Annotated in this window: 15 protein-coding genes; 10 read left to right on the top strand and 5 right to left on the bottom strand. The window is 63.0% G+C overall.

What is annotated here, in order from left to right:
• The first annotated feature begins 34 nt into the window (after positions 1 to 34).
• The 9 genes from HA052_RS21225 (at position 35) to HA052_RS21185 (ending at position 10977) form a co-directional block, all read left to right on the top strand.
• Positions 35 to 295 (top strand): EscS/YscS/HrcS family type III secretion system export apparatus protein, encoded by a 261-nt coding sequence (locus HA052_RS21225; protein ID WP_166453474.1) that lies wholly within the window; start codon positions 35 to 37, stop codon positions 293 to 295.
• Positions 296 to 300: 5 nt separating this feature from the next.
• Positions 301 to 1077, top strand: a complete 777-nt coding sequence (sctT, locus tag HA052_RS21220) for a type III secretion system export apparatus subunit SctT (RefSeq protein WP_166453473.1) — start codon at positions 301 to 303, stop codon at positions 1075 to 1077.
• 1 nt (position 1078) lies between these two features.
• Positions 1079 to 2242 (top strand): EscU/YscU/HrcU family type III secretion system export apparatus switch protein, encoded by a 1164-nt coding sequence (locus HA052_RS21215; RefSeq protein ID WP_166453472.1) that lies wholly within the window; start codon positions 1079 to 1081, stop codon positions 2240 to 2242.
• Between the two features lie 266 nt (positions 2243 to 2508).
• The gene (gene sicA / locus HA052_RS21210; protein WP_081548835.1) at positions 2509 to 3012 is read left to right on the top strand and encodes a type III secretion system translocator chaperone SicA; all 504 of its coding nucleotides are present in this window, start codon (positions 2509 to 2511) and stop codon (positions 3010 to 3012) included.
• The gene (sctE, locus tag HA052_RS21205) at positions 3009 to 4763 is read left to right on the top strand and encodes a type III secretion system translocon subunit SseC family protein (RefSeq protein WP_166453471.1); all 1755 of its coding nucleotides are present in this window, start codon (positions 3009 to 3011) and stop codon (positions 4761 to 4763) included. The genes sicA and sctE overlap by 4 nt, the downstream gene beginning before the upstream one ends.
• A gap of 16 nt (positions 4764 to 4779) precedes the next feature.
• Positions 4780 to 6039 (top strand): IpaC/SipC family type III secretion system effector, encoded by a 1260-nt coding sequence (locus HA052_RS21200; protein ID WP_166453470.1) that lies wholly within the window; start codon positions 4780 to 4782, stop codon positions 6037 to 6039.
• Between the two features lie 140 nt (positions 6040 to 6179).
• Positions 6180 to 7361 (top strand): type III secretion system needle tip protein SctA, encoded by a 1182-nt coding sequence (sctA, locus tag HA052_RS21195; protein WP_166453469.1) that lies wholly within the window; start codon positions 6180 to 6182, stop codon positions 7359 to 7361.
• 374 nt (positions 7362 to 7735) lie between these two features.
• Positions 7736 to 10684, top strand: a complete 2949-nt coding sequence (locus HA052_RS21190) for a hypothetical protein (protein ID WP_166453468.1) — start codon at positions 7736 to 7738, stop codon at positions 10682 to 10684.
• The gene (locus tag HA052_RS21185) at positions 10681 to 10977 is read left to right on the top strand and encodes an acyl carrier protein (protein WP_166453467.1); all 297 of its coding nucleotides are present in this window, start codon (positions 10681 to 10683) and stop codon (positions 10975 to 10977) included. Before HA052_RS21190 ends, HA052_RS21185 begins: the two co-directional genes overlap by 4 nt.
• On the opposite strand, the gene HA052_RS21180 is transcribed toward HA052_RS21185, so the two are convergent.
• The 4 genes from HA052_RS21180 to HA052_RS21165 form a co-directional block, all read right to left on the bottom strand.
• Positions 10929 to 13292, bottom strand: a complete 2364-nt coding sequence (locus HA052_RS21180; protein ID WP_166453466.1) for an ATP-binding protein — start codon at positions 13290 to 13292, stop codon at positions 10929 to 10931. The genes HA052_RS21185 and HA052_RS21180 overlap by 49 nt on opposite strands.
• A 4-nt stretch (positions 13293 to 13296) precedes the next feature.
• Positions 13297 to 13989: a response regulator gene (locus HA052_RS21175; protein ID WP_166453465.1), complete on the bottom strand. Its 693-nt coding sequence runs from the start codon at positions 13987 to 13989 to the stop codon at positions 13297 to 13299.
• 642 nt (positions 13990 to 14631) lie between these two features.
• The gene (locus tag HA052_RS21170) at positions 14632 to 15378 is read right to left on the bottom strand and encodes a hypothetical protein (protein ID WP_166453464.1); all 747 of its coding nucleotides are present in this window, start codon (positions 15376 to 15378) and stop codon (positions 14632 to 14634) included.
• A 511-nt stretch (positions 15379 to 15889) separates the two neighbouring features.
• Complete coding sequence (locus HA052_RS21165; protein WP_166453463.1) at positions 15890 to 16903, bottom strand: zinc-binding alcohol dehydrogenase family protein; 1014 nt, start codon at positions 16901 to 16903, stop codon at positions 15890 to 15892.
• A 123-nt stretch (positions 16904 to 17026) separates the two neighbouring features.
• On the opposite strand from HA052_RS21165, the gene HA052_RS21160 reads away from it, so the two are divergent.
• Positions 17027 to 17932 (top strand): LysR family transcriptional regulator, encoded by a 906-nt coding sequence (locus HA052_RS21160; RefSeq protein WP_166453462.1) that lies wholly within the window; start codon positions 17027 to 17029, stop codon positions 17930 to 17932.
• A 219-nt stretch (positions 17933 to 18151) separates the two neighbouring features.
• Here the strand turns inward: HA052_RS21160 and HA052_RS21155 are convergent, their stop codons facing one another.
• A complete protein-coding gene (locus HA052_RS21155; protein WP_166453461.1) occupies positions 18152 to 18601 on the bottom strand; it encodes a hypothetical protein in 450 nt (149 codons plus the stop codon).
• Positions 18602 to 18971 lie beyond the last annotated feature (370 nt).

The raw sequence follows: 18971 nt of genomic DNA, 5'->3' as shown, positions 1-18971 counted from the left end.
TCCATGCCGCCCGCCTCAATTTTGGAGTTTTGCTATGAATGATCTGGTGTTCGCCGGCAATAAGGCGTTGTACCTGGTGTTGCTGATGTCGGCCTGGCCCATCATCGTCGCCACCGCCATCGGCCTGCTGGTGGGCCTGTTCCAGACCGTGACCCAGTTGCAGGAGCAGACGCTGCCCTTCGGCATCAAGTTGTTCGGCGTCAGCCTGTGCCTGTTCCTGCTGTCCGGCTGGTACGGCGAAACCCTGCTCGGCTTTGGCCGGGAGGTGATGCGCCTGGCGCTGGCCCGAGGCTGAGACGAATGCAGTTCGGCCTGTTCTTCGAAATCCACGGCTGGGTGGCCTCGGCCGCGCTCGGCTTCGCCCGCGTGGCGCCGGTGTTTTTCATCCTGCCCTTCCTGAACAGCAATGTGCTCAGCGGCGTGGTGCGCACCTCGGCCACCATGCTGGTGGCGCTGGGGCTGTGGCCGCATCCGGTGGAGGCGCTGCCGGCCTTTCAGGCGCTGCCCTTTATCGCGATGATCGCGCGCGAGGCCGCGGTGGGCCTGCTGCTGGGCTGCTTGCTGGCCTGGCCGTTCTGGGTGTTCCACGCGCTGGGCAGCATCATAGACAACCAGCGCGGCGCCACCTTGAGCAGCAGCATAGACCCGGCCAACGGGGTGGACACTTCGGAACTGGCCAATATGTTCAATCTGTTCGCCGCCGCGGTGTATCTGCAGGGCGGCGGCATGAGCCTGATGCTGGATCTGTTCCGTCAGAGCTATCAGCTGTGCGACCCGCTGGGCGCGTGCACGCCGGCGCTGCAGCCTACGCTGAGCCTGCTCAATCAGGTGATCAGCAAGGCGGTAGTGCTGGCCAGCCCGGTGGTGGCGGCCTTGCTGTTGTCCGAGGTGGTGCTGGGCCTGCTGTCGCGCTTCGCGCCGCAGATGAACGCCTTCGCGGTGTCGCTGACGGTGAAGAGCGCGGCGGCGCTGCTGATCATGTTGATGTATTTCGGCCCGGTGTTGCCCGACACGGTGATGCGGCTGGCCTTCCCGCCGACGGCGCTGCCTGGCTGGCTGAGCGCGCCGGTGCGCTGAGATGTCGAACAAGACCGAACAACCCACGCGCAAGCGCTTGCAGGACGCGGCCAAGAAAGGCCAGTCCTTCAAGAGCCGCGATCTGGTGGTGGCCTGCCTGACCCTGTGCGGCGTCGCCTATCTGGTGTCCTTTGGCTCGCTGGTGGAGCTGATGGGCGCTTTCCGCCAGGTGATCGCCGGCGGCTTCCAGCAGGACATGCAGGGCTACGCCCAGGCGGTGGCCTGGCTGGGCATCAAGCTCTTGCTGCCCATCTTCTTGCTGTGCATCGTCGCCTCCGCCTTGCCGTCCTTGCTGCAAAGCGGCTTCGTGCTGGCCAGCGAGGCCTTGAAGCTCAATCTGGAGGCTTTGAACCCGGTCAACGGCTTCAAGAAGCTGTTCAGCCTGCGCACGGTGAAGGAGGCGGTGAAGGCCTTGCTTTACCTGGCCAGTTTCGTGGTGGCGGTGCTGGTGCTGTGGCACAAGCACAAGGCCCTGCTGTTCGCTCAGCTCAACGGCGATCCGATGGGCATGGCGGCGATCTGGCGCGAACTGCTGCTGGCGCTGGTGCTGACCTGCCTGGGCTGCATCGTGGCGGTGCTGGTGCTGGACGCGATCGCCGAGTACTTCCTGTTCATGAAGGACATGAAGATGGATAAGCAGGAGGTCAAGCGCGAGATGAAGGAGCAGGAGGGCAATCCGGAGATCAAGTCTCGCCGCCGCGAGGCGCATATGGAGATCCTGTCCGAGCAGGTGAAGTCCGACATCGAAAACTCGCGCCTGATCGTGGCCAACCCCACCCATATCGCCGTCGGCATCTATTTCAAGCCCGAGTTGCTGCCCATCCCCTTCATCTCGGTGATGGAGACCAATCAGCGCGCGCTGGCGGTGCGGGCCTATGCGGAGAAGGTGGGCGTGCCGGTGGTGCGCGACATTCCGTTGGCGCGGCGCATTTTCGCCAGCCACCGCCGTTACTCCCTGGTTAGCCTGGACGAGGTGGAGGAAGTGCTGCGCTTGCTGATGTGGCTGGAGCAGGTGGAAAACGCCGGAGCGGAGGCGTCTGAGCCTGCACCGGAGCCGCCGCCGCAGGCGGAGCAGGGGAACGACGCGAACGCCGCCGGGCCTGTTGTGGATAAATCCGCCGCCAAGCCCGCCTCTGTGGATAAGCGAGACGATCAGGAGGGCTGAGCGCATAGACGCGCCCCAAGAGCCTTCCCGCCCGCCGGGAGGGGCCGGCAACGCCAATCTTCCCCCGCGCGGCGGCGGCCTCAAAACCCGCAAGGCCGTATTGAACACGCCCGGATAGCCGATGCGCCGTTGCCATGAGCGATTCCTGAATGTTTCCCCCCGCCGACCGCTGTTAAATGACAGCGACGACGGTCATTTCACACCCAAGACAACCGTCGTCTCTAGCCAGCTCTGCCGGGTTGGTGACAGCGACTAGGAGAAGTTTGATGAACCCTGAAGACAGTGTCAGCGACGACCGCCTGGCAGAGATGGTCTGGGAAGCGGTAAGCGAGGGCGCCACCCTGAAAGACGTGCACGGCATTCCGCCGGACATGATGGAAGGCTTGTACGCCCACGCTTACGATTTTTACAACAAGGGAAGGCTCGACGAGGCGGAAACCTTCTTCCGCTTTCTGTGCATCTACGACTTCTACAACCCCGACTACATCATGGGGCTGGCCGCCGTGTGCCAGCTCAAGAAACAGTTCCAGAAGGCCGCCGATCTGTACGCGGTGGCCTTCGCCCTGAGCAAGAACGACTACCGGCCGGTGTTCTTCACCGGACAGTGCCAGTTGTTCATGCGCAAGGCGGCCAAGGCCAGGCAATGTTTCGAGCTGGTGTGCGAGCAAAGCGACGACGAGTCGCTGCGCGCCAAGGCCCAAGTGTATCTGGATAGTTTGCAGGAGACGGAGGCCGAGCAATCCCGTCAGCAGGAAAAGGAGCAAGCATGAGCGGTAACACTATCGGTCAAGGCTTCAATCTTGGCAGTGCCGAGCTGGCGAAAGCGCTTTCGGGCAATACCCAGGCGAGCGAGAAATTCGTCGACGCCGCGCAGAAGTCGGCGCAAGCGCTGTTCACGATGCGCGTCAGCGATGACGCCGGCGCCGCCAAGCCGCGCGGCGACCTGAACACGCCGCCGCTGACCCAGCCCACGGCCAAGGCAAAGGAAGAGCTGGACGGCGCGGGCAAGCTGACGCTGCTGCTGGGACAGTTGATGTCCTTGCTGGGCAACGTTTCGCTATCGCAGCTGGAAAGCCGCATCGCCACCTGGCGCGCAATGATGGACGCGCAAGCGGCGATGGGCCAGAAGCTGTCGGACGAATTGCAGCAGGCGATAGGCGAGGCGGAACAAGCCACCGAAGCCTACCAGACGGCACTGGGCGATTTGAAAACGGCCAAAGAAACGTTGGAAGCGGCCAAGCAGAAACTGGCCCAGGCCCAGGCCAAGCTGGATGGCCTGACACCGGAAGACGCCGGCTACCAGCAGGCGCTGGCGGCGCGGGACCAAGCCTCCAATGAAGCTCAGGCCGCCAAGCTCAAGGCCGACAAGGCGGAACAGGCCGCCACCGACGCGCACAACTTCGCCAAGGACAAGACCGCCAAGGCCGACTCGTTGTTGACCCAGGCCCAAGGCCTCAATACCAAGGGCGGCGGGGTACAGCAAGGCGCGGAAGACCATCTGACCGGCGTGGCCAAGCTGACCATGTTGATGGCGATGTTCGTCGAGATGGTGGGCAAGAACAGCGAAGAAAGCCTGAAAAACGATCTGGCATTGTTCCAGGCCATGCAGGAAGGCCGCCAGAAGGAAATGGACAAAAAATCCGCCGAGTACCAGGAAGAAGTGCGTAAGGCGGAAGAACTCAATCGCACCATGGGGTGCATTGGCAAGATTCTAGGCGCGGTGCTGACAGTGATCAGCGTCGTGGCCGCAGTATTCACCGGCGGCGCCAGCCTGGCGCTGGCCGCGGTGGGCCTCGCGCTGATGGTGGCGGATGAGGTGGTCAAGGCCACCACCGGGGTGTCCTTCATGGAAAAGGCCATGAAGCCGATCATGGACGCCGTCATGGCGATGTTGAAGCCGCTGATGGACCTGGTGGGCAAGATCGTCAGTGAAACGCTAAAGGCATTCGGCGTGGATAAAAACCTTGCGGATACCATCGGCTCCATCGCCGGCATGATTTACGCCGCGGTTGCCATGGTCTTTGCGGTGGTGGCGATCTCCATGGTGGGCAAGGGTGTCGCTAGCAAGCTGGGCGGCGCTCTGAGCAAGATGATGGGCGATTCGATGCGCAAGATGGTGCCCACCCTGCTCAAGGAAATGGCCAAGAACGGCAGCAAGGTGTTGACCCAGGGCTTCCAGCGCCTGGCCAACAGCCTGGGCCTGCCCAAGGACGCCGCGGCCAAGCAACTGATGGCCAACACCCTCAACCGCGTGGTGGTGGGCGGGGAAGTGGCGCAAGCCGCCACCCAGGCCGGCGGCAATGTGGCGCAGGGCGTGTTCATGAAGAACGCCAGCGACATGTTGGCTGACTTCACCCTGGCGCGCGCCGCGATGGAGCAGATCGAACAATGGCTGAAGCAGGCGGTGGAAGTTTTCGCCAGCACCCAGAAAGTCACCCAGGACCTGACCACGATGATGTCTTCCGCGCTGCAGCAGAACGCTGAAGCCGGCCGCTTCGTCCTGCGTCAGAGTCACGCTTGAGTTAGGAGAGAATATTATGGCAACTATTATCGGCAGTGTTTCCACCCACAATCCGTTTCCCGCGGCGCTTGAGTCCGGCGCCGCTGAAAAATCCCCTGTCGCCAAGTCCCTGGTGGACATCAAGGACATCCTGCCCATCCTGAACAGCGCCGGCCGCGACGGCAAGGCGCTGGCCGAAGTGATGAGCGGCCCGCAACTGCGCCCGCCGTCCGCCGAGGTGAGCAAGCAAGTGACCGACGCGCTGAAGAGCTATTTGAGCGAAAAAGCCCAGGACCCGGCTTTTGTTCAGGACCTGAGCGCGGTGTATCAGAAGGTTGAGTCCGGCGTCAGCAAGCTGGTGGACGACAAGATCAAGGAGCAGGCCGAACAGGGCAAGCCCTTCGACATCAGCGGCATGGCGCCCAACGGCGCGGCCTTGATGGTGGCCGCCATTGTGCTGATGTCGGCGCTGCGCACCGCCGACAACACGCTGAGCAGCAAGCTGTCGCTGGTGGGCTTCGACGCCACCAAGGCCACCGCCGCCTCCATGGTGCGCGAAGGCGTGGCCAATCTGTCCAGCAGTGTTGTCCAGAGCGTCGGTCAGATGGCCATTACCGGCGTTGGCGCCAAGAAGAGCCTGAACGGCATCAACGCCGAGCGCGGCGCATTGAAGAACAACGCGCCCAAGCTGGCCAAGTTGGGCGACGAGGGCCGCAACATCCAGTCCACGCTGGGTCGCCAGAATACGGTCAAGCTGGGCACCGACGCCGACGGCCTGAAGCAGGTGGGCTTGAAGCCGCAGCAGCCGGGCGCGGCCAAGCTGGGCGCGGGCGAGCCGGGCACGCAGTCCAACGCCGCTGGCAGCGTGGCGGACGGCATGGCCGGCGACAAGATCGGTTTGAAGTCCAGCAACCAGAATCTGGGCAAGCCGCATGAAACCGCCTTGGGCAGCGCCGGCGAGGACTTGTCGGTGAAGAGCCAGATCGAGAAGCAAACGATGGACGACACCAAGCTCAAGGCTCAGGCCAAGCAAACCACCGGCAAGGCGATCATGGACAGCTCGTCCGCGGCCAGCAATATCGCCGGCGGTTCCGGCCGCTACGCCGCCACGCTGGAGCAGTCCGAGCAGCAGATCAGTCAGGCTTCCAGCCGCGTGGCCAATACCGCCTCCGAGGAAACCCGCGAGAGCAGCCGCAAATCCGACAGCTTCATTCAGGAGCTGCTACGCACCTTGGACAGCATCAGCCAATCCAAGAACGCGGCCATGGGCGCGGTGGCCGGCAACATTCGCGCCTGATCCGCTAGCCTGGAACCGGACGGGACCATCCCAGGCGCCGTCCGCCGGCCCGGCTACTCCGGTCGGGTCGGCCTTCCATACCATTCATCCCGCCAGCGCCTGGGCGCCTGCCTCGGCGCTGGCCATGCAGGGGAATTCCCATGAACGGCATTCAAACCACATCCTCCTTGCCGCTGACGCGGCCGCAAACGATGGAAACCCCGGCGGCCGCGCCGCGAGCCGATGTCGCCGGCGTCGCCGTTGAAACCCGCGCCGCCGCGCCGCAAGGGCCGGAGCTGTCCGCGCTCAACACCGCTCAGAACAAGGCCGACGCGTTGCGCCAGGCCAACGAGGCCGCCCGCCGTACCGTCGAAGGGCAGACCACCTATGAAAGCAAGCTGGCGGACCTGCGCTGGCAGGCGGCGATTGCCGGCGGCGAGCAGCCGGCGGCCGAGCGGCTTAATTTCCAGCGCGGCGCGCTGACGCGGGCGCTGGACCAGGCCCGAGACATGCAGACGCTGAATACTCAGCAACTCAAAAGCGGTCTGGGCGCTTTGGCGCAAAGCGGTTACGTGATGTCCGCCGAGCAACAGTCGAAGCTGCAGGCGGATATCGCCGACGTGTTCGCCGACGCTCCGCCCATGGCGCGGGAATTTGCCGCGCCGACGTTGTACACGGCCCCGGCGCCGGGCGCGGCCAAGGACATGATCTCCGACCGCGAACTGTGGGACTTGATCAGCGAATCCATCGGCAATATCAAGGACGGCTACTTGGGCGTGTATGAGAACGTGGTGGGCAAATACATCGAGTTCTACCAAGAGTTCAGCGACATCCTGTCCCAGATGGCCGGTTGGATCTCATCCAACGACAAGGGCGACAAAGTCACCCTGAGTGTGGGCGAGCTGTATGACGCGCTGAAGCAATTGAAGGCGAAATACGAAAACACGGTGTTATTCCCCACCAGCGGCACCACGAGCAAGGCCGAGGCGGACAAATGGGCTGCGGAATTGGGTTTGCCCAAGGAGTGTGTGAAGGAAAAACCGGCGGGTTCGGGCAAGTACGTGGTCGTTATCGACACCGGCCCGGTGCAGAAAATGATGACGGCGCTGGAAGGGTTGGCGGGCGGCGTGCCGGAGAAAGGCAAGAAGGTGGAAATGGACAACGCCAAGTTCCAGTCCTGGCAGTCCGGTTTCAAGGCGCAGGAAGAAAACCTGAAAAACACCCTGCAGACGCTGACCCAGAAATACAGCAACGCCAACTCGCTGTACGACAACCTGGTCAAGGTGCTCAGCAGCACCATCAGCAGCTGCACGGAAACCGCCAAGTCCTTCCTGCAAGGTTAAGCAGGCGGTTTGACGCCTGAGAACCTGTTCAATGTCTGCTGCGCTTCGTGAAACGTCGCACGGTGAGTGCAAGCTCAAAATGCTTATGTACCACGAGTACATTCCGCTTTTTCGCTCGTTTTCGCCTTGTCTCGCCCTTGCTCGCGAGACTTTGAACAGGCTCTGAGGCCGGGCGCACCGTCGCCGGCCTCAGGCTCTCGTCAACCGTCATCAACATTTTAGAACCTGCTCACGAACTGCTGGGCTGCGGCGATACGGCGTTAAAAACAAGCTCGAAATGCTCATGTACCCCTCGTACATTCCGCTTTTTCGCTCGTTTTCGCCTTGTCTCGCTCTTGCTCGCAAGATCGTGAACAGGTTCTTAGGAGAGCAACATGCCGGGACTTTCCGGATTATCACGCGCCCATTCCTGCCCGGACCTGTCCGCGCTGTTGAATGGACCGGCGCGGCCGGCCAGCGCCTTGGTGCGGCAGCTGAGCGAGGCGCGCAGCAGCGACGCCGCGCCGCCGCGCCGCCACTCGCTGGCCGATCTGGCCAGCTACAAGGCGGACTACAGCCGCGATAGCGTGGGAGCCTTGTTCGCCGCCTCGTCGCAGTCTCAGCGTCTGGGCGAGTTGTATCAGGGGTCGCCCAACCGCTACGCCAAGCTGGAAATCGCCGAATTCGCCAAGGTTTATAGCCAGTTGAGCCAGCAGGAGGGCCTGAACGAACAGGCGCGCCAGGCGCTGGACGGGCTGGCGCAGCAGTACACCGAGAAGATCTTGAAGGACGGCCTGGGCGAAAAATCCGTTTTTGGCCCGTGGACGCCGAGAACCGACAAGCACTATCAGCAGCGCAGCAAGCTGGAGCACAAGCTGGCCGTTATGATGGAGCGGCAATGTCCGGGCGGCGTGTTGCAGCTGGGCAATGACTTCATGCGTCGCGAGGTGGTGCCTTTCATCCTGTCCCGCGTCGAGTCCCACTTGGGGCGTCAGCTGGACGAGAACACCTGTCAGCGTCTAACCGAACTGGTGGACAGCGCGGCGATGAAGGCTTTTGAAGAACTGCGGCTGCGGCGCGGGGAGTTGATAGAGCAGCGCGGCGTCAGCGTGGGCACGCTGGCGCGCGACCTCGACACCGTCGCCATCCTGCCGCAGCTGCTGCGCAGCCTGCTGGAGGGACAGGGCCAGGGCTCGAAAGACCCGGAACAGCCGGAGCCGGTCCGCGCCGATCAGCCCGATCCCGGTCCGGGCTCTCAGCCGAACCCGGACCCCGGTCCGGCGGGACCGGGCGAAACGCCGCGGCCGCAGGAAGTGCATTACCACTTCAACTTTAACGACAACAGCCAGGACAATCGTCAGGACAACCGGCGTTGGGACAAGCGCGGCGACACCTATCTGGGCGATGTGAACAAGGGCAACCGCCATCACGGCGGAGCGCCCTCGCGGCTGGTGACATTCTTGCGCATGCCGGCGCCGCAAGTCGCCCGCAGCCAGGATTTGCCCAAGCCGCAGCAGGCCACCGTGTCCGAGCTGATGAACACGGCGCTGGGCGAGGAGATGCTGACGGCGCCTACGCCCGGCGCGGCGCAGGCCGGCAAGTTGGAGGCGACCGTGCGGCAGGCTCGGCTCAGCCCGCCAGCCATGCCGCAATCGGCGACCCTCGGCGGCGCGTCGTCCGGGGTGGAGCAGGGCACGCAGACCGATGCCGGCCAGGCCTTGCGCGACGCGGCCAGCCAGGTGACGGGAGCCTTGTCCGAGTTGATGAACACGGTGCAGGGCACGCAGACCGATGCCGGCCAGGCCTTGCGCGACGCGGCCAGCCAGGTAACGGGGGCCTTGTCCGAGTTGATGGACACGGCGCAGGGCACGCAGACCGATGCCGGCCAGGCCTTGCGCTACGCGGCCAGCCAGGTAACGGGAGCTTTGTCCGAGTTGATGAACACGGCGCAAGGCGCGCAGACCGATGCCGGCCCGAGGCTGCGCGACGCGGCCCGCCAAGTGAGCGGGGCTTTGTCCGAACTGATGAACACGGCGCTGGGCGAGGAGACGCTGACGGTGCCCACGCCCGGCGTGGCGCAGGCGGGCAAGCTGGAAGCGACGGCGCGGCAGGCGCGGCTCGACCTGCCGGCCACGCCGCAGTCTGCGATCCTCGGCGGCGTGCCGTCCGGAGTGGAGCAGGGCACGCAGACCGATGCCGGCCAGACCTTGCACGACGCGGCGGGCCAGGTTGCGAGGGAATTGTCTGGCCTGGTGAACTCAGCGTTAGCCGGGCATGCCAGGCAGGGCTTTCAGCCGCACAATGCCACTGTGGTAGATACTGGCTTGCGTCTGAATCAGGCCGAGCGCAAGGTGGCAGATGGTTTGTCCAAGGTCTTGAATTCTGCAGCCGGCCTGCGGGTGGAGGGACGGAAGGTGACTGACGTCGCCGCAGTGCGGAGCGCGGCCAGCCAACTGGTGAGCAATGGGGCCATGCCACAAATCATCCAGCCGCTGACGGCGCGAGCGAAGGCTGAGATGCCGCCCGCGGTGGCCGTTGGCGGCGAGGGGCCGGCCGCGTTGTCGCCGCGTTTCGAACCCAACACGACGGATCAGCGGCGCCGCGCGTTCCTGCAAGGGATGCTGAACGGCGCCACCGCCGCGACAGCGGCCCAAGACGTGGAGTCGCTTCAGTCCGCAAGGCCTGATCTGGAAGCTGCCGAGCCGACCACGGCGTATTTTCAGCCGGTGAACATGAGCGAACCGACCGTCAAAAAGGCCGAGCTGCGGCAGAACGAGGCCTTGGCGCAATTGTCCGTCAACCCATCCTTGATGGATGGACTGCGCGCAGCCTCGAAGCCCGCGGATAGCGTGCCGGCCGAGTTGACCTCAATGCGTTTCCAGCCGGTGACCATGAGCAAACTGGGCGTCAAAGTGGCCGAGCTGAAGCAGAACAAGGCCTTGGGTCAACTGTCCGCCAGCCAGGCCTTGATGGAGGGATTGCGCACGGCCTTGCAGCCTGCGGACAGCACGCAGGGCGAGCATTGGGAAGCGATACTCGACACCGTTTTGCCGGACGACGTCTTGGCTCAACAGGCCGTGTTGAAGCAAGCGTCCCTGCCGGAACCGATTGACACCTTGCGCCAAGTGCTGAATACCCATCCGCAGCGCCTGGTATTGGCTGAGTTCGCCAAGAGGTTACGAGACCAGACGAATCTGTGTCCGTCTGTTTCTGGGGGGCCTTATCCCTTGGTGGGGGCTTTGTTGGAGGGGCTGGGCGTTAGTGCCAAAGCGCCGTCCCGCGTTATCACTACCGTGGATGGTAAGTATTTTGATGCCAGCGGTGTGAAGGGAGCGGCGCAGTGAGCTCCGAACTTGAGCAGCAAGTGGTGGCGGTAATGGCCTGTTGCCTGTCGGTGGATGAGTCCAAGCTGCTGCCGCAGGCGCGGTTGGTGGACGAGTTGTACGCGGACTCGATGGAGCTGCTGGACATGGTGCTGTTGCTGAACGACGAGTTCGGCATCGAGATCGGCGTCGACGACATCGTCGACATCAAGACCGTGGCCCATGTCTGCCAGGTGGTGGAGCGGCAGCTGGCGGGGCGCCTCGCTCAGTCGCCGCTCGGCTCCGCTTGCGGCAGCGCCGCCTCCAGCGCCTGAAGCAGATCCCGCAGCCGGGCGGCGTCCGGCTGCGGCAGGCGCAGCGCGGTTTGCATTTCCGCCGCCAGCGCCGGCAAGCGCGGCAGGCCGGCGCTGAGGGCCACGCCGTGCAGGCGGTGCGCGTAGTGTTCCGCCTGCGGCCAGTCCCGCGCCTGCAAGGCCTGGCGCAGCGCGGCGGCGTCGGCGTCGCAGCTGTGGCTTAGCAACTGCGTCAGCTCGCCGTCGGACGGGGCCGGCGCGGCGGGCGCCGGGCCGGGGCGGTGGTCCAGCCACAGCGTCATGATCTGTTCCAGCTGGGCCAGCCTCAATGGCTTGGTCAGGCAGCTGTCTATGCCGCTGTCCAGGCAGCGCTGCTGGTGTTCTATGCCGGTAGTGGCCGAGATGGCGATGATGGGCAGATAGGGCTGCCACTGCAGCGCCGGGTGGCGGCGCAGCCGCAGCGCCAGCTGATAGCCGCTGATGCCGGGCAGGTTGCAGTCCAGCAGCGCCATCGCAAAGCGCTGGCCCTGATCCAGCAAGGCCAGCGCGGCGGCGCCGTTGTCCGCCGTCACCGCGCGGTAACCCAGTTGCAACAACTGTTGGGCGATGATGAAGCGGTTGGCCGGCTGGTCCTCCACCACCAGGATGGGGTCGCAGGTTTCCTTGAGCGCCGCCGGCGCGCTGACGGCGTCCAGTTCCGCGTCCGCGGCGGCTTCGGCCGGCGAATGGCGCACCGGCAGCCACAGCGTGACCGTGGTGCCGCGCTCCGGCTGGCTGTCCAGCGCGATGCGGCCGGACATCAACTCAACCAGTTGCCGGCAAATCAGTAAGCCCAGCCCGGTGCCTCCGTAGCGTTGCTGGGTATGGTCCGCCTGAGCGTACTCTTGAAACAAGCGGGCTTGTTGTTCCGGCGCGATGCCGATGCCGGTGTCGCTGACCTGGATGCACAGCAGCGCCCGTTCCTTTTCTATTTCCTGCAGTTCCAGCCGCAGGCTCACCTCGCCCTGACGTGTGAACTTGACCGCGTTGCTGAGCAGATTGCTCAGAATCTGGCGCAAGCGCACCGGGTCCACCACCAGCAGGCGGCTGCACAAACCCAACATTTCCAGCTGTAGTTCCAGCCCTTTCTTTTCCGCGCAGGCGCGATAGATCGCCGCCACGCCGCTGGCCAGCGCCGCCGCGTCGGTGGCCAGCGGCTCCAGGCGCAGCCGCTGGGCGTTGAGCTTGGACACGTCCAGCACATTGTCCAACAGCTCCAGCAAATTCACCGCCGAGGCGTTGGCCAACGCCGCCAGCTCGCGTTCGCGCGGCGGCAGCTCGGCCTGGCGCAGCAGCTCCACCGAGGCCAGCACCGCGTTCATCGGCGTGCGGATTTCATGGCTCATCACCGCCAGGAAGGTGGATTTATCCGCCTCGCTGCGCTGGGCGGCGCGGCGCGCGGTGTGGGCGCGCTGAGCGAACACCAGCAGCAAGAGCAAGACCAGGCCGACGCCAGTCAGCTCCAGCGCGTAGTAGCGGGCGATGGAGCGCCAGGAGGGCGCGCCGTAATCGGTGGTTTGCAGCCAGTCTTCCAGCATGTGCTGGGTATCGTCCGCGGTGAGCTGCGCCAGCGAATCATTGATGATGGACAGCAACTGCGGCTGGTCCTTGTTGACCGCCATTGATACCAGTCTGGGCATTTCGCTGACGCTGCCGGCAATGCGCAGCGAGCCGTAATAGCGGCGGCGGATCACGGACTGCATCACCGCGTCCAGCCCCACCGCGGCGTAGGCCTTGCCGTCCGCCACCGCGTCCAGCGCCGCCAGCGGCGTGGGCTTGGCCACAATGTCCACGGCGGGAAAATTCTCGCGCAGGAAGTATTCGTAAGGGTCGCCGCTTTCCACCGCGATGGTCTTGTTGGACAGCTTGGAGGTGCTGAATACGATGGGCTTGTCCGGTTGGGTGACCAGCACGGTGCTGCCGGAAAAGTAGGGATCGCTGAAGCGGATGCGCCGTCCCGCTTCCGGCGGGATCAAGCCGGAGGATAGCGCGGTGAGCAGGTCGATGCGGCCGCTCAGCATCATGTCCACCGCTTGCTGGCGGTTGGCCACCGGCACCAGCTCGAAGTGCAGGCCGCTGATATCGGAAATGCGGCTCAGATACGCCTGGGTCAGGCCGCGGTGCTCGCCGTCCTCCATGTATTCGATAGGCCAGCCGTGAGGGTCTATCGCGTAACGCACCACCGGGTGCTTGGCCAGCCAGGCGCGTTCCGTCGTATTGAGGCCGGCGCGGCTGAAGCTGGCCGGGAAGCAGAACGCCAGCAGCAGACAGGAGAACAGCAAGAGGCGCGCGCGCATGGCTTTAGTGGCTGGCCAGCCGGCTTTGCAGCTTGAACAGCTCGTTGTCGCTGCGCAGGCCCAGCTTTTTCAGCGCCGATTGCTTCTGGTTGCTGATGGTTTTGATGCTGCGGGAGAACTTGACGGCGATGTCGCTGACCGTCATGCCGTCCAGACAGCAGCGCAGCACTTCGCGTTCGCGGGGGGATAGCTCCGGGTGATCCAGCAGGCTGCGCAGCATGGCTTTCTGCGGCGCCGGCAGGTTGACGCAGCTTTCATTCAGCGCGGCGCTCATGGCCGGGCTTAGATAGTTGTGGCCGTCGGCCAGCAGGCGGATAGCCGCCACTAGCTCGTCCAGGCTTTGTTCCTTGCCGATGAAACCGTGCGCGCCGCAGCGCAGCGCCAGCGCCACCGTGGCCGGGGTGTAATAGGCCGACATCACCAGGATGCGCACTCGGGCGAAGCGCCGGCGCAGTCCGCGGATCAGGCTGAAGCCGTCGATGTCGCCGGGGCTGAGCGCGTAATCGGTAACCACGACGTCGACGCCGTCGTGCTGCTTCAGATGCTGGATCAGCGGCGCGCTGCTGGTGAATTGTCCGGCCACGTTCAGGTCCGTTTCATCGGCCAGGCGGCCGGCCAGGCTGTTCAGCACCATCAGGTGATCATCCAGCAAGGTGATCTGTATCGGCTGGCTCCGCAATGATTTGGCATCAGGCATATGAGTATCCCAACAGATGGCGGCGCGGCTGCGCCTTGCGCCATGGTTATGTCTCTGAACCTGTGTACTCTGTTGCGCGGGCGGCGGCTCCGGTTTCGCTCCGGCATCAGGCTTGGTATAGGCCATTACGCAAAGGTTTGGCGGCAGGGAACGCTTGCGCCGCCGGTCTGGCCGGTTGAGGGAACGGAGAGTGGAATGGCGGGACGGGCCAGGCGCTGCGGCGCGGCCGGCGTTGCCTGCGGCGGGGCCGGAGGCGAAAGCGTGCGCATTCGTGATCTCGTTCCCCGGATTGTTAAAGACGGCCAGCAGGCCATTATTCCGCGCCGGCTGCGCCTTGTGAAGCGATTTCGCAAGCCTATTCGCCGGGCATTGCGGCGGCGAAAACGTAGTGAGCGGCGCTGGCGCGAGGCCAACGCCGCCCGGCGCAGGGTGGACGGAGGTTTTAGAGCCGGTTCACCATCTCGCTCTTGCTCACGAGATCGTAAACAGCCTATAAGGCATCCAGCGTGTACAACTGGCCGGGCAGCCCCAAATCTTTGATCAGTTGCTGCGCCGCCGTGATTTCATTGTTCTTGTTGCCATCACGCCAGATAAAAGGATGGCGAGAGTCAGCATGGCATATCGTAAATAGATATTGATCGCTTAGTCGTCTATGAGTTCAGCGTTGAATGGCTTGGAGCTAGATTGAGGGTGATCTTTCTGGTAGTTATCAATCATGGATTGCTTGAGTTCTCCAGCCGCTTCTTCATCCATCATGATTTCACCATAGTAGGCCGGTAGCGACTTTATATTTGACGGATTTTCCTCCCCAAATACCCCAATGATTGCATAGTTGGGAATATGGGTGATGTTTACCTCGTTAGAGCCATCGTAATTCAATCGGTTGTTGACAGTATTGCTTTCCATGTCAAAAGCTTTGTGGTGGCTTGGCAGGAGCTTGGTGTCGATGACGTAATGGATGTTGCCATAGTTTTTGCAGTGGTCAAAGTCTTTGGCGGTGGATACTCCGCTTTGGCCCGTAGCTCCTACGCCCATGGTTTGGCCTGTTTGAGGATTATTAATGCCAATTCCCGTGCTTTCCCGATAGTGTTGTGGATTGGATAGGTCATTTTTTGATTCAAATCCATTGCTTAAGATTTCCGGTCGAAAACTTAATTCACTACGGTAAACCAAGCCCTTGTATTGGTATAATTCATGGCCATCGAGGGTGGAGTCGTACTCAGTGTGTCCCTCCGCGATATTGCCTTGGCAAAGTTTTTGAATAAGACCTTCTTTGAAGGTAGGGTCAGAATTCAATTTTTCAGGATTGAAAGAGGGTGTATGGGTTTCTGTTGTGCTGGAGAGGCTGCGGCCAGTCAATGCCGAGGTGTTGATAGATAGAGATATCATATGTTTCCTTTGTCGTGGGGGCCGTTAATCGGCAAGATTCTAGCAATGGCAGCCTCCGATTCATTCGGGTGGAATCTTTAAATCGACGGTGGCGCTGCAACAATAACCGCTAACAAAACTTATCCAAACACTTGAGGTAAGGTGCGCCGAAGCACACGGTACAAGTAGTATGATAAGTTGGTGAAACACCGGGTCAGGAGTTTTGTTAGTAGTGTTAAGACTTATGACATGTTGCCAGTGATAGGGTGTTTCGTCTTGCAAAAATAAATCATGCTATTTGCAATTGCACGCTAGGTTGGAGTTAATTCAGGATGCTGAGATCTGCTTTTGGTTGCGGTAGGTATGCTTTTTCTTAGAATCTGTTCAAAGTCTCGGGAGCAAGAGCGAGACAAGGCGAAAACGGCTGAAAAAGCGGAATGGTCATAGGGTATATGAGCATTTCGAAGCGGCGCTTCGAAGCGCCGCTCACCGTGTGAGTTCTCACGACGCACAGCAGATTGTGAACAGCTTGTTAGAAACCCGAGAGCACGATCTTGCCCTTGGCCCGCTTGCTCTCCAGCAAGGCGTGGGCGCGTTTCAGGTTGGCGGCGTCGATGCGGCCGAAGCGTTCGGCCACCGTGCTGCGGATCAGGCCGGCGTCCACCAGCTCGGCCAGCCGGTTCAAGAGCAGATGTTGTTGAATCTGGTCGTCGGTGCCGAATAGCGAACGGGTGTACATGAACTCCCAATGCAGCGACACGCTCTTGCGCTTGAGTTCGCGCACGTCCAGGGAGGCCGGATCGTCGATCAGCGCCAGCTTGCCCTGCGGCGCTATCGCGGCGGCGATCTCTTTGAAGTGGGCGTCGGTCTGATTCAGGCTGGCCACGTAATCGACGCTGGCGTAACCGATGCGCTTGAGTTCCTCGCTCAGCGGGAGGCGGTGGTCGATCACATGGTGAGCGCCCAGCTCCTTGACCCAGGCCTGGGTTTCCGGCCGCGAGGCGGTGCCGATCACGGTCAGCCCGGTCAGCCGGCGCGCCAGCTGCACCAGGATGGAGCCGACGCCGCCGGCCGCGCCCACCACCAGCAAGCTCCGGCCGCTGGGCGCGCGGTTGTCCAGCACTTGCAGCCGGTCGAACAACAGTTCCCAGGCGGTGATGGCGGTCAACGGCAAGGCGGCGGCCTGTTCGAAGTCCAGGCTGTGCGGCATGCGGCCGACGATGCGCTCGTCCACCGCGTGCCGCTCGCTATTGGCGCCGGGGCGGTGCAGCGCGCCGGCGTACCACACCTTGTCGCCGGGCTGAAACAGGCTGACCTTGCCACCCACCGCGCGCACCACGCCGGCGGCGTCCCAGCCCAGCACCTTGGCTTGGCCGGCCTCCGGCGCCGCGCCGGCGCGGACCTTGGCGTCCACCGGATTGACCGAGACGGCTTTGACCTCCACCAGCAGATCCTGCTCGCCGATGACGGGTTCCGGCAATTGCACGTCCTGTAGCGATTCCGGATGCTCGATCGGCAGGTTCTGGTAATAGGCGACGGCTTTCATATTGGCGTTCTCCATAGTGTGCGGGCCGATAGGGCCCGGTCTTGATGGACAGATGTTATTCCTGTTTTTCCGGGTGAAAAACCGGCTAAAATTCGATTCAGTTTCAAAGAAATTTTGATAATCATGGTCCGTTTCGAAGATTTGCAGGTATTCGTCCGCGCCGCGGACAACGGCAGCCTGTCCGCCGCCGCGCGCCAGCTGGACCTGAGCCCGGCGGTGGCCAGCGCGGCGTTGAAGCGGCTGGAAAAAACCGTGGGCGCGCAATTGCTGGCGCGTTCCACCCGCAGCCTGCGGCTGACCCTGGCCGGAGAGCGCTATCTGGCCCATGCGCGCGCCGCGCTGGAAGCGGTGGAGGCCGGCGGCCAGGCGTTGGCCTTGCAGCGGCAGGCGCTGAGCGGGGAGCTGTCGCTGTCCATGCCGTCGGACCTGGGGCGCAGCCGGCTGCGCGGCTGGCTGGACGCCTTTCTGGAGCGGCACGCCGGCCTGAGCCTGCAATTGCGGATCAGCGACAGGGTGGCGGATTTGTATCGGCAACCGGTGGACGTGGCCCTGCGCTACGGCGTGCCGGAAGACTCCAGCCTGGTGGCCCTGCCGCTGGCGCCGGACAACCGCCGGGTGTTGTGCGCATCGCCGGACTATCTGGCGCGCCACGGCGGGCCGCAGTCGCCGCAGGAACTACGCCGCCATCAATGCCTGCGGCTGGTGCTGGGCGCGGCCTTGCACGAGCGTTGGAGTTTCAGCCAGGGCCCGCTGCGGGAGCAGGTGACGGTGGACGGCCGCCGCCAGAGCGACGACGGCGAAGTGGTGCGGCGTTGGGCGTTGGAGGGTTTGGGCATCGCCTATAAATCGCGGCTGGACGCGCTGGACGACTTGCGCGCCGGCCGTTTGCTGCCTTTGCTGGAAGACTGGCAGACCGAAGCCGCGCCGCTGTGTCTGGTGATCCCGCATCGTCTGATGCTGTCGCCGGCGGTGGCGGCGCTGCGCGAGCATTTGCAGGCTTGCCTGGAGGATTACCTGGCTGCGCCTTGAGCGTTGGTTTTCGGTGGGGGTTGGTGGGTATCGCCTACGGCTCCACCCACCCAACTAAGAACCTGTTTACGATCTGCTGCGCTGCGGCGATACGGCGTTGGAAAAGACCTCAGAATGCTCATGTACCGTATGTACATTCCGCTTCTTCGGTCGTTTCCGCCTTGTCTCGCTCTTGCTCGCGAGAGCGTAAACACGTTCTATGCCACCCACCCGCTTAGGTCAGCGATTGCGCAGGCGGATGCGGCGGAAGCGCGCTTCCAGGCTGAAGCGCTGTCCGAGTGCCAGGTAGATCTGATGTTGGCTATCGACATGGCGATAGACCCGGACCCGGTCCGCGCCCAGCAGCATCATGATTTCCAGATAGTTGAAGAAGCCCATCCACTGACCGCGACCATCGCGGTCGTCAAAATCGATGTCGCGCGCCACGCGGCTGAGCAGGCCTTTGCCGACGTATTCGCGGTTGTCCTTCATCCATTGCAGCAAATGGGCCGCGCATTCGCGGCCGTAGGTGACATTGGAGGGGTAGTCCTTGCTGGGTGTGGGCATTTGCCAGTAATGCCGATAGGTGCGGCCGGGGCAGAAGCGAACAAAGGGAAGCAAGGCTTCCTGTTGCTCCAGCGAGTGCAGTTTGTAGCGACGACGACGGGGAAAGTTTTGAGAGTGTTGCATGGTGTTTCTCCTGCTGTGACACAAGATAAACCACCTGCCGGGGAAGCTGAGGTATTAGGCAGGCGCGTGGCAGGATTGGCGTACCGGTCCGAAGTCTAGCCGGCGAGTGCATAGCACTCTCCCACCATGCGCCTGCCAAAATGGCATTGCCATGGATAAAGCAGCCAACGCAGCACGCTGCGTTGGCCTGTCGACTTCGGAAACGAGACGCCAATCCCGTGTGCCGCGTGTGGGCGGCAACGGGGGGATTGTTGCCGAGGGGGCGCTTGGGGTCAAGGTGGGGTGGTTGGTGTGGCTAGGTGTGTGGGTTTTGTATCCGCTGCGCGGATGATGTTTTTGGTGCCGGTTTCCACGCAGACCGAGCGAGGCA

The sequence above is a fragment of the Chromobacterium fluminis genome (assembly GCF_011602385.1).
Classification (GTDB): Bacteria; Pseudomonadota; Gammaproteobacteria; order Burkholderiales; family Chromobacteriaceae; genus Chromobacterium; species Chromobacterium fluminis.
Note: the sequence above shows the minus strand (reverse complement) of the source record. Positions and strands in the feature narration are given on the sequence as shown.

Excerpts from the sequence above, each read along its gene's own strand:
- HA052_RS21215 (WP_166453472.1), top strand. The coding sequence starts at position 1,079 with ATGTCGAACAAGACCGAACAACCCACGCGCAAGCGCTTGCAGGACGCG.
- HA052_RS21165 (WP_166453463.1), bottom strand. The coding sequence starts at position 16,903 with ATGAAAGCCGTCGCCTATTACCAGAACCTGCCGATCGAGCATCCGGAA.
- HA052_RS21200 (WP_166453470.1), top strand. The coding sequence starts at position 4,780 with ATGGCAACTATTATCGGCAGTGTTTCCACCCACAATCCGTTTCCCGCG.
- HA052_RS21155 (WP_166453461.1), bottom strand. The coding sequence starts at position 18,601 with ATGCAACACTCTCAAAACTTTCCCCGTCGTCGTCGCTACAAACTGCAC.
- HA052_RS21170 (WP_166453464.1), bottom strand. The coding sequence starts at position 15,378 with ATGATATCTCTATCTATCAACACCTCGGCATTGACTGGCCGCAGCCTC.
- HA052_RS21225 (WP_166453474.1), top strand. The coding sequence starts at position 35 with ATGAATGATCTGGTGTTCGCCGGCAATAAGGCGTTGTACCTGGTGTTG.
- HA052_RS21175 (WP_166453465.1), bottom strand. The coding sequence starts at position 13,989 with ATGCCTGATGCCAAATCATTGCGGAGCCAGCCGATACAGATCACCTTG.
- sctA (WP_166453469.1), top strand. The coding sequence starts at position 6,180 with ATGAACGGCATTCAAACCACATCCTCCTTGCCGCTGACGCGGCCGCAA.
- HA052_RS21190 (WP_166453468.1), top strand. The coding sequence starts at position 7,736 with ATGCCGGGACTTTCCGGATTATCACGCGCCCATTCCTGCCCGGACCTG.
- HA052_RS21180 (WP_166453466.1), bottom strand. The coding sequence starts at position 13,292 with ATGCGCGCGCGCCTCTTGCTGTTCTCCTGTCTGCTGCTGGCGTTCTGC.
- sctT (WP_166453473.1), top strand. The coding sequence starts at position 301 with ATGCAGTTCGGCCTGTTCTTCGAAATCCACGGCTGGGTGGCCTCGGCC.
- sicA (WP_081548835.1), top strand. The coding sequence starts at position 2,509 with ATGAACCCTGAAGACAGTGTCAGCGACGACCGCCTGGCAGAGATGGTC.
- HA052_RS21160 (WP_166453462.1), top strand. The coding sequence starts at position 17,027 with ATGGTCCGTTTCGAAGATTTGCAGGTATTCGTCCGCGCCGCGGACAAC.
- sctE (WP_166453471.1), top strand. The coding sequence starts at position 3,009 with ATGAGCGGTAACACTATCGGTCAAGGCTTCAATCTTGGCAGTGCCGAG.